This is a genomic window from Streptosporangium sp. NPDC087985 (genome assembly GCF_044741965.1).
GTDB lineage: Bacteria > Actinomycetota > Actinomycetes > Streptosporangiales > Streptosporangiaceae > Streptosporangium.
Map to the genome: position 1 here is coordinate 70,914 of NZ_JBIUTQ010000009.1, position 13,577 is coordinate 84,490.

13 protein-coding genes are annotated in these 13,577 nt (G+C 69.1%); 5 read left to right on the forward strand and 8 right to left on the reverse strand.

Features of this window, described 5'->3' with window-relative positions; all coding sequences use genetic code 11:
- The first annotated feature begins 58 nt into the window (after positions 1-58).
- Positions 59-1,492 (forward strand): helix-turn-helix domain-containing protein, encoded by a 1,434-nt coding sequence (locus ACIN94_RS18740; RefSeq protein WP_400707415.1) that lies wholly within the window; start codon positions 59-61, stop codon positions 1,490-1,492.
- Positions 1,492-2,394 carry a phosphotransferase enzyme family protein gene (locus ACIN94_RS18745; RefSeq protein ID WP_400707418.1) on the forward strand — a complete coding sequence of 301 codons (903 nt, stop codon included), beginning with the start codon at positions 1,492-1,494 and terminating at the stop codon, positions 2,392-2,394. The genes ACIN94_RS18740 and ACIN94_RS18745 overlap by 1 nt, the downstream gene beginning before the upstream one ends.
- Before the next feature lie 115 nt (positions 2,395-2,509).
- Here ACIN94_RS18745 and ACIN94_RS18750 read toward each other — a convergent pair whose 3' ends face one another.
- On the reverse strand, positions 2,510-4,267 hold the full coding sequence (locus ACIN94_RS18750; RefSeq protein ID WP_400707421.1) for a bifunctional metallophosphatase/5'-nucleotidase: 1,758 nt from the start codon (positions 4,265-4,267) through the stop codon (positions 2,510-2,512).
- Between the two features lie 319 nt (positions 4,268-4,586).
- On the opposite strand from ACIN94_RS18750, the gene ACIN94_RS18755 reads away from it, so the two are divergent.
- A complete protein-coding gene (locus tag ACIN94_RS18755; RefSeq protein ID WP_400707424.1) occupies positions 4,587-5,354 on the forward strand; it encodes a DUF998 domain-containing protein in 768 nt (255 codons plus the stop codon).
- Here ACIN94_RS18755 and ACIN94_RS18760 read toward each other — a convergent pair.
- The 6 genes from ACIN94_RS18760 to ACIN94_RS18785 form a co-directional block, all read right to left on the reverse strand.
- Positions 5,351-7,723 (reverse strand): Tex family protein, encoded by a 2,373-nt coding sequence (locus ACIN94_RS18760; protein ID WP_400707427.1) that lies wholly within the window; start codon positions 7,721-7,723, stop codon positions 5,351-5,353. The two genes, ACIN94_RS18755 and ACIN94_RS18760, sit on opposite strands and share 4 nt — an antisense overlap.
- A gap of 228 nt (positions 7,724-7,951) precedes the next feature.
- Positions 7,952-8,143, reverse strand: coding sequence for a hypothetical protein (locus ACIN94_RS18765; protein ID WP_400707430.1), 192 nt, complete (start codon positions 8,141-8,143; stop codon positions 7,952-7,954).
- A gap of 132 nt (positions 8,144-8,275) precedes the next feature.
- Complete coding sequence (locus ACIN94_RS18770) at positions 8,276-9,118, reverse strand: DUF4097 family beta strand repeat-containing protein (protein WP_400707433.1); 843 nt, start codon at positions 9,116-9,118, stop codon at positions 8,276-8,278.
- A 57-nt stretch (positions 9,119-9,175) separates the two neighbouring features.
- Positions 9,176-9,697: a toxin-antitoxin system HicB family antitoxin gene (locus tag ACIN94_RS18775; protein WP_400707436.1), complete on the reverse strand. Its 522-nt coding sequence runs from the start codon at positions 9,695-9,697 to the stop codon at positions 9,176-9,178.
- A 309-nt stretch (positions 9,698-10,006) separates the two neighbouring features.
- The gene (locus tag ACIN94_RS18780; protein ID WP_400707439.1) at positions 10,007-10,441 is read right to left on the reverse strand and encodes a cellulose binding domain-containing protein; all 435 of its coding nucleotides are present in this window, start codon (positions 10,439-10,441) and stop codon (positions 10,007-10,009) included.
- Positions 10,442-10,553: 112 nt separating this feature from the next.
- Positions 10,554-11,621, reverse strand: coding sequence for a lytic polysaccharide monooxygenase (locus tag ACIN94_RS18785; protein WP_400707442.1), 1,068 nt, complete (start codon positions 11,619-11,621; stop codon positions 10,554-10,556).
- A gap of 696 nt (positions 11,622-12,317) precedes the next feature.
- Between ACIN94_RS18785 and ACIN94_RS18790 the strand changes: the two genes are divergently transcribed.
- Complete coding sequence (locus tag ACIN94_RS18790) at positions 12,318-12,647, forward strand: type II toxin-antitoxin system Phd/YefM family antitoxin (protein WP_400707445.1); 330 nt, start codon at positions 12,318-12,320, stop codon at positions 12,645-12,647.
- A 54-nt stretch (positions 12,648-12,701) separates the two neighbouring features.
- Complete coding sequence (locus tag ACIN94_RS18795) at positions 12,702-13,070, forward strand: hypothetical protein (protein WP_400707448.1); 369 nt, start codon at positions 12,702-12,704, stop codon at positions 13,068-13,070.
- A 229-nt stretch (positions 13,071-13,299) separates the two neighbouring features.
- On the opposite strand, the gene ACIN94_RS18800 is transcribed toward ACIN94_RS18795, so the two are convergent.
- Positions 13,300-13,575 carry a helix-turn-helix domain-containing protein gene (locus ACIN94_RS18800; protein ID WP_400707451.1) on the reverse strand — a complete coding sequence of 92 codons (276 nt, stop codon included), beginning with the start codon at positions 13,573-13,575 and terminating at the stop codon, positions 13,300-13,302.
- Between the last annotated feature and the right edge of the window lie 2 nt (positions 13,576-13,577).

Consider the following 13,577-nt stretch of genomic DNA (forward strand, 5'->3'; position numbering starts at 1 on the left):
CGCTTACGCTGTGGTGCGCTCTCGTTAATCTTGTGTGAACAGCGATGGGGAGGGCGGCGTGGCCCGAGGTGAACATTCCCCCGCGTGCGCGCGGCGCTGGCGCGAGCAGGGCGAGGCCCGCCAGTGGACACCCTGGCAGACCACGCAGGCCATTCACGGCTGCTGCGGGGTGAGCCTGCTCAAGGCGCACCGGCTGGCCCGGGGGTGGTCGGCCAGGCAGTCGGTCCAGGAGCTGGAGGAGCTGTGCGAACGCCAGGACCTGGGTGAGGCCCGGGCCAGTATCGACCTGCTCAACGCGTGGGAGAACAGCCGCGCCAGGCCACGGCCGCAGACCATCGATCTGCTGGCGCGGCTCTACCGGGCCAACGCGGTACGGCTCGGCCTCGCCGGCGACTACTGCGAGGACGACGGCGGGATCAGGATCGTGGTCGTCTCCGGGGTCGAGGGCCGCTCGCCGTACCAGATGGAGGACCGGATCGACGACGACACCGAGCGCCGCGCACTGTTCCATCACGCGCTGCTCGGTCCGCGGTCCGCGATGAGCGGACGGCTGCTCGCCGAGGTGGAGCGGACCCGCCAGGACCTGGACCGCACGCTCGCCCTCGCCACCGTCTCCGAGGACCAGCTCGACCAGCTCGACGAGCAGGTGCTGCGCTACCGCCGCGAATACATCACCAGTGCCCCCCTGCCGATGCTCTACCGGCTGATGCTGGAGCTGTCGGACGTGCGGGCGCTCTCCGCGACCCGGCAGCCCGCGATGGCCCAGCGCCGCCTGCTGAACGCCACCGTGATGCTCGCCCTGCTGTCGGCCGACGCGCTGATGAAGCTCGGTGACACCCGCCAGGCACACGCCTGGTACGGCACCGCGCGCATGGCCTCCGACGACATGGGTGACCTGCGGCTGCGCGCCCTGGTCCGGGCGCAGGAGGCGATGCTCCCCTATTACTACGGCGACCTGGCCGAGACCGTACGGCTCGCCCGCGAGGCGCGGATGCTCGCCGGGAACGCGCCCAGCTCCCCGGCGGCGCTCGGCGCGGCGGCGGAGGCGCGGGCACTGGCGCGGATGGGTGAGCACAAGGCTGCCCGGGTCGCACTGGCCGAGGCTGAGCGGATCTTCTCCAGGATGCCGCCGGAAGGCCACGACCATCTGGCGTTCCGCTTCTCGGAACGGCGGTTGCAGTTCTACCGGATCGGCACCCTGATCGAGCTGGGGGAGGAGGTCGACTGGACGCCCGGCCCGTCCGGCCCCTACGCCATCGACCCGGTGCTCATCCTGCTCGACCAGGCCACGCACCTGATCCGTGACGGCAAGGTCGAGGACGCCTGTCACCTGGCCCATAAGGCACTGCTCCAGGTGCCGCCGGAGCATCGCACCTCCATCGTGCTCAACCGTGCCCGGGCGCTGCTGTCGGAGGTGCCGGCCGCCCGGCACAAGGCGGTGGCGGTGCGCCGCCTGGCCGAGTTGCTTGCCGACGCCACACCGGCCAGCTGATGGGACCGCTCGCGGAGGAGGCCTTCACTGTTCTGCGCGACGTCTGCGAGTCCCTCGGGATCGACCACAGGGACGCCGAGCTGCTGCGGGTGCGCAGTAACGCGGTCTTCAAGCTGCGCAGCGAGATCGTGGTGAGGATCGCCACCGCGCCCAACGCGCTGACCCGCCTGCCGATAGTGCTCGCGGTGGCCCGCTGGCTGGCTCAGCAGGGGTTTCCCGCGGTGCGCCCGGCGGATGAGATCTCCGACCAGCCCGTGGTGCACGACGGCAGGGTCGTGACCTTCTGGCACTACGTCCCGGCCAGTGGCCGTCCCACCACCACCGAGCTGGGCGAGATTCTGCGCAGCCTGCACCTGCTGCCGATGCCGCCGGTGGCGCTGACCCGGTTCGCCGACCCGCTGGCCGAGATACGCCGCGCCGTGGACCGCTCCGCCGTGCTCGCCTCCGGCCAGCGGGCCTGGCTGCGCGACCGCATCGCCGAGCTGACCGAGCGCTGGTCGGACCTCGACGTGGGCGGCTCCCCGGTGCTGCTGCACGGTGACGCCTGGATCGACAACCTGCTGCGCTGCGCAGACGGCCAGGTGGTGCTCTGCGACTGGGACGGCGTCGCGGTCGGCCCGCGCGAGTGGGATCTGGTCCACACCTACCACGGCCAGCGCCGTTTCGGCCTGACCGCCGCCGACGTGGACGCCTTCGCCGACGCCTACGGCAGTGACCTGCGCTCCTGGCCGGGTTATTCCACCCTCATGGAGGTCCGGGACATGTACGCCGTGGGCATCCACATCCGCAACGCCGGGGCCGATCCCTTCTCCCGCCGCGAACTGCCCCGGAGGCTCGACTCCCTCACCCGAGGTGAGCACCACACCCGGTGGTACATGGCCGAGCCCGTCGGCGTCCTCTGACCCGGGAGACCGTGTTCCTCCACCACGCTCCCCCGGTGGAGTGATCCTCATACAGACATGAGGGGGTGGCCGAGTCCCCGGCCACCCCCTCATACCTCTTGGACAGGCCCGAACGTCAGAAGAGCGGCTTGCCGTCGCGGGTCAGCTTCCAGTTGGCCTCGGCGAAGTCGGCGGGGTCGATGACGCCGGTCGCCGTGGCGTAGTCGATCAGCGCCTCGCGGATCTCCACCTGGGCGTTGTAGATGACCGGGGCGGTCGTGACGTGCGGGAAGCCGCCGCCGCCCGACTGGCGGTAGTTGTTGATCGCGATCGCGAACTCCTGGCCGGCGGTGACCGGCTGCCCCAGGTAGGACAGCCCGACGATCCGCTGACCGGCCGGCTTGGCGACGTCCACGTCGTAGGTGACGCCGGAGAGCTGGTCGTAGTTGTAGTCCGGGGTGCCGTTGGCGTTGGTCAGCGCGGAAAGGTTGACCGGGGCGTCCGGCGCGAGCTGGTTGAAGTACCTGGCGGAGTACTCCAGGTAGTCCTTGAGCTGGGCCCCGTTGAGCTTCACGGCCATCAGGGTGTTGTCGTAGACGTACAGGCCGGCCATGTCACGGATGCTCACCGGGCCGGCCGGGAAGATCGCGGTCCTGCTGAACGGCGCGGAGATCGACAGCACCGGCAGCCCGGCGTTGGCCGTACCTTCCAGGGCCTTCTTCACCGTCTCGGTCTGGACCTTCTGGATGTAGTCCAGGATCGGGGTGTCCTTGTACGGCGACTCGGCCGCGGACAGCTCCACCTTGGACTGGGCCACGACCTTGTTGACGTAGTTGACCGTGGTGTCGTGCTGCTCCTTCATGAGCGCGACGATCTTCGGGTCCTCGGCCACGGTGTTGGTGTTCAGCGTGGTGGAGGACTTGTCGGTGACCGTCCACTTGCCGCGCTCCTTGGTGAGCTGGAAGTCGATCACGCTCAGCCGCTGGCCCCACTTGCTGGGCTCGGTCAGCAGCACCTGCTTGCCGGTGGCCTTGTTGGTGACGAACTTCTGCGCCACCTCGTTGTGCGCGTGCCCGAACAGCACCGCGTCCACGCCCGGGACCTCCTCGGCGACCATGGCCGAGGCGTTCTCGATGGGCAGGTCGCCGCCGTAGGAGGACATCCCGTTGTCGCCCGCGTGCGCGGTGACCACGACCACGTCCGCGCCCTGGTCGCGGATGACCGGAACCCACTTCTTGGCGCTCTCGACCAGGTCGGTGAAGCGGAGCTTGCCCTCGACGTTGGACTTGTCCCAGATCGCCACGCCCGGGTTGGTCAGGCCGAGCACGCCGATCCGGATCGGCTTCTCGCCCTTGACGTTCACCGTCTTGATGAAGAACGGCTCGTAGGCGGGCCGGCCCGTCTTGGCGTCCACGGCGTTGGCGCCGAGCACCGGGGCCTTCATCTGCTTCACCCAGGTGGCCAGCAGCGGCAGCCCGTAGTTGAACTCGTGGTTGCCCAACGTCACCGCGTCGTATCCGATGGCGTTCATCGCGCGGGCCATCGGGTGAAGCTTGCCCGTCTTGTCGACGGGCTCCACCTTGGCGTAGTAGTAGGCCAGCGGCGTGCCCTGGATGGTGTCGCCGGAGTCGAACAGCAAGGTCTGGTCCGCACCGCGCTCAGCGCGGATCTTGTTCACCAGCGTCGAGACCTTGGCCAGGCCAACGCTGTTGCCCTTGCTGTCGGTGAACGTGGCGTTCGTGAAGTAGTCCCAGTTCAGGGTGTTGCCGTGCAGGTCCGAGGTGCCCATCACGGTCACCGTCACCGTTTTATCGGGGGAGGCGTACGCCAGAGCCGGGACGGACAGAGCCGCCAGGGTGGCAACGCCGACGATGGCGAGCTTCTTACTGTGCATGTGACCGAAGGGTAACCGTCCGAGGTTGCCCCGCGGTCACGGCATCCTTACAGCTCGGCGCGATTGCGGGCCTATGAGGTGACGACGGGGTGAACAGGTTCTTCGGCCGGCACACGCGGGTCAGCCGGTCCCCCCGAGTCCTGACCCTGAGGGGGCAGGCCCTACCTTTCCCGGTCTTCACGCAGCTCACGGCCATGGCCCCGGGGTCGTCCCGGGGGCGCTGGCACCACCCTGCCCTGGGTTCTCTCGGGGATCACTCAGGGATGACTGGGGATCATTTCCGGTATTCCGGGAAAGGGCCCGTCGTCATGGTTGAGCCATGGGGAGTCAGGTTTCTTCGAGATCCGGGGTGATCCTGGGCGGTTACGCGGCCACCGGCGCCGGGGCCGCGGCGATGCTCGGGCTGCACGTGGCCACGGGCCTCGATCCGGTGCACACCGTGATCAGTGAGTACGCGTTCGAGCCGGACGGCTGGCTGCTGCCCGTCTCGCTCACGTTCTTCGCCGTGGGGGCGACGGTCTTCGGGGCCGCGCTGGCCCGGCGTGGCGATGACCGCGGGGCCGCGCTGCTGGTCGTGATCTGGGGCCTGTGCATGCTGCTGATCGGCACCTTCCCCACCGACGAGCCCGGCGTGCCGCTGTCGATGTCCGGTGGCATCCACCGGTATGCGGCGTTCGTAGCCTTCCTGACGATGCCGGTGGCGGGTCTGATACTGGCCCGGCGGCACGCCACGAGCCCCTACGCCCGGCCGGTGCGACTGCTGAGCCTGGCCTCCCTGGGCATGCTGGTCCTGATCGTCCTGCCCTACGTCGTGCGGATGATGGGCATCGACCTGACCAACGACGACATCCCCGCCGGGGTCACCCAGCGGCTGGTAGTGATCTTCGAGGTGGCGGTGCTGGTCATGCTCGGACTGGTGCTGACGACCGGATGCGGCCGTAACCGTCGCCCGATCCCCGCCGCTGCTCGTGCTCGCCGCCCTCGCCGCCCTTGCGGAGACCGGCGGCGCGTGGCCGGTCCGGCGGGGGCCGTGCGAGGGGCGCGTACGGCCCCCGCCTTCACCGGCGGGGGCCGTACGCGTGCCTAGCGCTTGCCGCCGGAGCCGTCGAGGCCGGCGCGGCGCAGCGCGTCGGCCATCGCGCCACTCGGCGCGCTGCGCTGCTGGCCGCCACGGTCCTGCCGCTGCTGACCACCGCGCCCCTGCTGCTGGCCGCCGCCGCGTCCCTGCTGGCCGTCCCGTCTGCCGCCGCCACCGCCGTCCCGCCGTCCGCCGCCCTGCTGGTCGCGCCGCCCGGAGTCCTTGGCGGGCTCGTCCTCCAGCCGGAGGGTGAGCGAGATGCGCTTGCGGGGGATGTCGACGTCGAGAACCTTCACCCGGACGATGTCACCGGGCTTGACCACCTCACGGGGATCCTTGACGAAGTTGTGCGACAGGGCCGAGACGTGGACCAGGCCGTCCTGGTGCACGCCGACGTCGACGAACGCGCCGAAGGCGGCGACGTTGGTGACCACGCCCTCCAGCAGCATGCCCGGCGTGAGGTCGGAGAGCTTCTCCACACCCTCCTTGAAGGTCGCGGTCTTGAAGGCCGGGCGGGGGTCGCGGCCGGGCTTCTCCAGCTCGGTCAGGATGTCGGTGACGGTCGGCAGGCCGAAGGTGTCGTCCACGAAGTCCTGCGGCCTCAGGGTCCGCAGCACCGTGCCGTTGCCGATCACCTTCCGGATGTCGCCGCCGGCGGCCGACAGGATCCGGCGCACCACGGGGTAGGCCTCGGGGTGGACGCTGGAGGCGTCGAGCGGGTCGTCACCGCCGGGGATGCGCAGGAAGCCCGCGCACTGCTCGAAGGCCTTGGGGCCGAGCCGGGCCACGTCCTTGAGCGCCTTGCGGGAACGGAACGGGCCGTTGGCGTCGCGGTGCTGGACGATGTTGTCGGCGAGGCCGGAGCCGATGCCCGAGACCCGGGTCAGCAGCGGCGCCGAGGCGGTGTTGACGTCCACGCCGACCGCGTTCACGCAGTCCTCGACCACCGCGTCGAGCGAGCGCGACAGCTTGGTCTCGGCGAGGTCGTGCTGGTACTGGCCGACACCGATCGACTTGGGGTCGATCTTGACGAGCTCGGCCAGCGGGTCCTGGAGCCGGCGCGCGATCGACACGGCGCCGCGCAGGGACACGTCCATGCCGGGCAGCTCCTGGGAGGCGAAGGCGGAGGCGGAGTAGACCGACGCCCCGGCCTCCGACACCACGATCTTGGTCAGCCCGGGGACCAGCTTCACCAGCTCGCCGGCGAGCTTGTCGGTCTCCCGCGACGCGGTGCCGTTGCCGATCGAGACCAGCTCCACGTCGTGCTTCTTGGCGAGCGTGGCCAGCGTGGCCAGCGACTGGTCCCACTGGCGGCGCGGCTCGTGGGGATAGATCGTGTCGGTGGCCAGCACCTTGCCGGTCGCGTCGACCACGGCGACCTTCACGCCGGTGCGCAGACCCGGGTCGAGCCCCATGGTCGCGCGGCTCCCCGCGGGGGCGGCGAGCAGCAGGTCACGCAGGTTGGCGGCGAACACCCGCACCGCCTCGTCCTCGGCGGCCTGCCACATGCGCATCCGCAGGTCGATGCCGAGGTGGACGAGAATGCGGGTGCGCCAGGCCCAGCGGACGGTGTCGGCCAGCCACTTGTCGGCGGGGCGTCCCTGGTCGGAGATGCCGAACCGGTGCGCGATGCGGCCCTCGTAGGTGCCGGTGGGCTCCGGCTCCGGCTCCAGGTTGAGGGTGAGGATCTCCTCCTTCTCCCCCCGGAACATCGCCAGGATCCGGTGGGAGGGCAGCTTGGTGAACGGCTCGGCGAAGTCGAAGTAGTCGGAGAACTTGGCGCCCTCCTCCTCCTTGCCCTCGCGGACCGCCGCGACCAGGCGGCCCTTGCCCCACATCCGCTCGCGCAGCTCCCCGACCAGGTCGGCGTCCTCGCCGAACCGCTCGACCAGGATCGCCCGGGCACCCTCCAGCGCGGCGGCGGCGTCGGCCACCCCCTCGCCGACGAAGGCCGCCGCGGCGGCCTGCGGGTCGACCGAGGGGTCGGAGAGCAGACCGTCGGCGAGTGGTTCGAGCCCGGCCTCCCTGGCGATCTGCGCCTTGGTGCGCCGCTTGGGCTTGTAGGGCAGGTAGATGTCCTCCAGCCGGGCCTTGGAGTCGGCCGCCGCGATCTGCGCCGCGAGGGCGTCGTCGAGCTTGCCCTGGCCGCGGATCGACTCCAGGATCGCGGTGCGCCGCTCCTCCAGCTCGCGCAGGTAGCGCAGCCGCTCCTCGAGCGTGCGCAGCTGCGCGTCGTCGAGCATCTCGGTGGCTTCCTTGCGGTAGCGGGCGATGAACGGCACGGTGGCCCCGCCGTCGAGCAACTCCACGGCCGCCTGCACCTGCCGCTCGCGCACACCCAGCTCTTCGGCGATCCGCTGATGAATAGACGTCGTCACGATCTCTCTTCCCCTGTGGTGAGCCGCTGTGGTGGGCAGCCGTGGTGAGCAGGCACCAAGTTATCGTGTCGCTCCGACAGAGGGCCGACCTGAGGAACGGGGAAGACCGGCGGTCAACCGGACGAGGACCGGCAAGCCGGCCCCGGGCGACGGCCGGGCCGCGCGCCGCCGCCCGGCATCCGCCGCCCACCGCTCAGCATCCGCTGTCCGGCATCCGGTGCTCGCCGCTCAGCATCCGGCGGCCGGCATCGAGGTCGTCGTGGCCGACGGGCTGATCCGGTCGGCGAGACCGTGGAGGGTCTGGGCCGCCCAGCGGCGTGAGGCACTGTGGTGCTTCGGCAGCCTGCGCCGGGTCTCCGCCTCGGCGATCATCTCGGCGTGCCGCTGGCGGCTGAAGGCGTAGACCTGAATGTCGTTCATCGTGGCTCTCCCCTTTACGAGTGCGCTGCTGTACGTGTGCTCTGCTTCGCGTGTGCTCTGCTCTGCGTGTGCTCTGTGGATTCGCGGGTGACGGAGGACGTTCTGCGGGCCGGGTGTTTCGATCGCCCGGCTCTACAGGTGTGAGCGGGTGATGGAGATGTCGCCGGACAGGGTCCGGACGTGGATCTCGGCCTTCTCTCCGTCGTCGGGCCGCTCCGTCTGTTCGAGGGAGGAGCCGACCTTGCCGGAGAGGGAGGAGACGTCGAGCCACGCGCTGGTCCCGGTGGCGACGCCGACCTCGACGTCGCCCGACGCGGTGTTGACCGTGACGCTTCCGCGGACGACCGACTCGACGGTGACGTCGGCCGACGCGCTCTTCACCCGAAAGGACTCGCCGGCCCTACGGATCCGGACGTTTCCGGAGGCCGTACTGACGGTGGTGGCACCGCTGGCCGAGCCGAGCTCGATGGTGCCCGAGGCGGTGAAGATCGACGCCTCGCCGTACACCTCCCGCAGGCTGATGTTTCCGGACGCGGTCTTCACGTGGGCGCCGCCCTCGGTGACGTCACAGGTGACGTCACCGCTCGCCGTCTTGGCGTCAAAGTCGGTACAGAGGTCGACCTGCACGTCGCCGGAGGCGGTTTTGATCGCGACCTCGCCCAGGGGGCCGGTCATCCGGGCGTCGGCCGAGGCGGTCCTGAAGCCGATCCGCGACCCTTCCGGCAGACCGATGAGGACCTCCAGCCGGGGAGTACGGCCCATCGACAGGGGCCGCTCGGGTGCCTCGACGAAGATCGTGTCATTGATGTATTCGACGCGGGTCCGCTCGGCGAACTGGACGTCGGCGGACCTGGACGGATCGGCCGGCCGTACCTCGACCACGGCGTCCTCGCGCGCTGTGGCGTTGATGTTCAGGTGGCCTGCGGGGAACTTCACCTGGAGGGCGACGGGGCCTGAGGTCGGGAATGCGGGCATGGCGAGATCTCCCTTGCGGGGTTGCGGAGGTTTCTGCGGTTGTGGGGGAGAGGCGGATCAGCGGACCCAGCCGCTGATGCGCTTTCCGATGACGGGTGGGCGGGACTCGCGGGAACCGTCCGCCAGGGCGGTGGCCAGCGCCCGGACGAGCCAGGCGTTGACCGAGACGCCTTCCCGGCTCGCGGCGTCCTCGACGCGGCCCTTGAGGGACTCGGGCAGTCGCAGGGTCATCCGGGCCGTGCCCTCCTCGCCGGGCGGCGTCGGAGGCGTCGGCGGTGCGGGGGGAGCCGGTGGCGTGGGCGGGGCCATGGGGGTCGTGGACGCATGGACGTCGGCCGGTGGCGGTGTCACCACGAACTCGGGCTCGCGGTTACGGATCCGCACCTCGACGGAGCCCGGCGCGAGCTCGCGGGTGACCTCGTCGGCCGCCGCGGAGAGTACGTCGATGAGGGTGAGCCGGACGGCGGCCTCCAGCGCCGTCGTGAGGTTCTCGACAGCGGCCTGGGTGCCGGGGTCGGCGGCCGCCGCCGATGCGGCCAGTGCGCGGCGGAGGTTCTCGACGAAGGGCGTGACATCCATACGCATCACTATGACGTCACTTTGACGTCATTGCAAGCCTTGTGACGTCAAAATGCGGAAGACAGCCCTCTCCGCGGGTGAGAGGGCCGCCTTCCGCGAGCGTCACCGCAGGGTGCGCCGGATCGAGTGCGGCGAGCGTACGGTCCTCAGCCGAGCAGCTCGCCCTCCAGCAGGCTCATGAGGAACATGTCGTCGGTGTCCAGACGCAAGACCTCCCGTAGCGGCACGCGCCACCGTCGGTCGTGGCATCATGCGGCGGCGTCTGACCTGGTTCCCGTCGGGGTGGATGGGCGCACGCTGCTCGGCCGGTTAACCACAGGTGATCTCGGTGAAGGTGGGGGGTGTGGCGGCGGCGCCCACGAAACCGATGTCGGAGACGGTGGCCCCGGGGGCCAGAGAGGACTTCTCCGCGGGGGCGTGGATCATCGCGACGGGGCCGCTCTGCATATGGGTGCCGTTCCATGCCTGGGTGAGCGTCGTCCCCAGGGGGATGATCCACTGGATGTACCAGTTGTTCATCGGCCGGTCCGTGGCGTTGCTGATCGTCGCGGCGCCCCGGTAGCCACCGGGCCAGGAGTCGACGAGGGTGACCGTGGCCGTGCATCCGGAGGCGGGGGCCGCCGGATGCGCGGAGGTGTGCCGGGCGAGCGGTGTCCGGCCGGCGCAGGACACCGCGACCAGCACCACCGCGGCCCCCAGCGAGACGAGACCCAGCAGTGGCGCGATCTTCTCTGCGGACGCCACGACGTTCCCTTCCGCGAGCACATTTCGTGAGCGCATTCGCGAGGATGTTTCCGGGAGGACATACGGCGGTCCCGGCCGGTGCCCGGCGGGCACCGGCCGGGACCGGACGGGTTTAGGGACTGGTGCAGGTCAGGGTGGGAGAACCGCTGGTCCCATCGCCGGTGAATCCGAACGTGGTCGAGCTGTTGGGGGCTATGGTCCGGTTCCAGTCGGCGTTCTTGGCGGTGACCGCGGAGCCGGAGGTGGTGTAAGTGCCGTTCCACATCTGGGTGATGCTGCTGCCGCTGCCGAGCGTCCACTTCACCGTCCAGCCGTTGAGGCTGGAGGATCCACGGTTGGCCACGGTCACCTCGGCCTGGAACCCGCCCTGCCAGGAGTTGACGGTCTGGTAGGTGGCGGTGCACCCGCTCCCCGACCCACCCGTGGGGGTCGGCGTCGGGGTCGGCGTCACCGTCGGGTCGGGGGAGGGCCCTGTCCGGCCGACGCCGGTCACCTCTCCCTTGCCACCGTCGAAGACGACGTCGGAGCAGGCGTAGAAGGTCTCGTTGCTGTCGGACCGCTTCCAGACCGAGTAGATGATGTGACGGCCGGACTTGCCCGAGGGCAGCGTGGCGTTCCAGTAGTAGTGGGCGTCGTTGGTGCCCGGAGAGCCGACACTGTCCGGGTGGTCGGCGGTGTGGAAGGGCTGCGACTCAAGGTCGCCCCAGGTGAGTGCCCGGTTGGGGTTCCAGCCGTTCTTGGTGACGTAGAGGTAGAACCAGCCGGGGTGAGCGGCCCACTTGTTGTACTTGAACTGGATCTGCGACCCGGAGGTCAGGTGGGTCACCGGCCAGTTGGCGCTCGGCAGGTCGAACCCGGTGTAGCCGGGATTGCCGCCGCTGCACGCCTGACCGTCGGGGATGAACCCCGCGGTCCGCCCGGCGCCGTCGGACCGCAGGACGCTGAACCAGTTGTAGAGGGAGTTGGCCCCGCTCTGGGCCACCGCCGCCCCGCAGGCGGGGTTGATGGGAATGATCTGCCCCGTCGACGACAGACCGTCCTGCCAGCAGAGGTAGGTGCGGCTGCCCGGCATCATCATGGTGCCGTGCGCCGAGGCCGGGCCAGGTACGAGAACGACGGCGAGCAGAGCGGACATGAACGCGACCGCAGCGGCGACAGCGATACTTCGCCATTTACTCACAGAACTACCCTCCCTTTCGGAGGATGCGGAATTACTGGTTAATGGCGGTGAGGCGCTCACGCAAAACGAACGCTAGGTCACGGTTACAGACGTGTAAACGACACGCTTTCCCTATGGGAGTCAAAAGGGCGTCTGTGCAGGTCAGGGCGGCGTCAAAGGGATTTGGTGAATGAAACATTCATGACCGAAACCACTCCTGCACCCAGGCCGCAGGCCGACGCGAAAAGCGCATCGACGGCGGTGGGGTGGTGGGGGCCGTTCATCGTGCGGGGCCGTTCATCGTGCGGGGCCGTTCGGTGCTGTTCGGGAATGGAGGCAGGTTCCTGCTCGGCCTTCCATCAAAGAGGGGCTGGCATATGGTAAATCCATTCTGTCCGCACACCACCGACAGCCGAGCAGTGCTCTGGACATCCCGGCCATGGCCATTCCACCCCGTTTGTCCCTCGCTTCGAGTACGGCGCAGCCGATGAGGCGGTCCCCGACCACCCCATCCTCGCTGCGCTTTCTCTCTGTACGGTGGCGGGCTTTACCGCGACGAGCAACCGGCCCGGATGATCGTCCGTACACCACCTCCATGGGCACGGCCATCAGGCTTCGGGTCTGCCGAGGATGACCTACGATGGCAGAGCCGGAACCTGTACAGCTAGTTGTACGAATACTTGTACAACTAGCTGCTGGCGATGATAGCTTCGCCGTATGACGAAATTCGTGCGTGTCGAGCCCATCTCCGCCGCCCGGGCCCAGCTCAGCGAGACCGTCGCCCGCATCGGCGAGCAGGGCCTCCAGGCCGAGCCCGTCGTCATCGGCCGCCGATACAGGCCCGAGGCCGTCCTTATCAGCTTTGAGCTCTACGAGAAGCTCGCCGACCTCATCGACGAGATCCAGCTCGCCCCACTGATCCGGGAACGCCTGGCCAACGCGACGGCGAGCCCCGACCTGACCTTGGAGGAGGTCGCCAACTCCCTCGGAATCGATATCGAGGAATCCTCCGCCCCCGCATCGAACGGGCGCGAGTCGGCCGCATGACGTGATGTGGCGATGTTGACTCCGAAGAGTAGCCATTAAGCTACTCTTCGGCACATGTCTCCCCGTGAACGGATCTTCGAGGCTCGCCTGAGGCCCGAAGTCCACGACGATCTCAAGAACCTCCCGACGCATCGCCTCCGCAAGATCGCAGTCTTCCGGATCCAGAATCTCATCTATGGCGATGAGCGCGGCAGGGAGCTCATCGGTACGGCTGAACCCGATCTCACCGGATGCCGCCGTCTCTACTTCGACGAAATCCCCAAGCTCGCACGCTGGCGCATCGTCTATCGCGAACTACCTGCATGCCGACCAGGAACGCTTCCGGTGATTCAGATACTCGCTGTCGGACCCCGTGCTCATATGGACGTTTACGAGCGTGCGGCACTCCGTCTCGGACTGCTCAGCCGAGAGGACATGAGCTGAGCGCCTGTCTTGTCGCCGGAGGCCCCGTTCCAGTTCATGACCAAAACGTTCCTTCCGGCTGATGGCTAAGCCGGCCGACGCTCGAAGTCATTCGGGGGTTGGACCCGAGGGTCCGAGCCGTGCCGAGAAGGGGCCAGCGGTCTCGTGTGGCGCGGTGAAGGTCGTAGATGCGTTCCAGTGCTGCGTCAGGGATATCCGCCTTCCCATCCGGACGGCACGGGCCTGACGTTCACGCCGACATGGCCTGCCCGTCGCGGTCGGCGTCCTCCGCGCAGGCAGCGGCCAGGTCATCCAGCGACAGTTCCAGCGCGTGGGCCAGGGCTGCCACGGTGAAGAAGGCCGGGGTCGGAGCCCGGCCGGTCTCGATCTTTCGAAGCGTCTCCGCGGACAGTCCGGCCGCAGCCGCCACGTCCACCATGCTGCGGTCGCCGCGGGCCTGGCGGAGCAGGGTCCCGAAGCGCTCTCCGCGTTGCCGCTCTCGCGGACTCAAGGGAGTTCTCACCATAC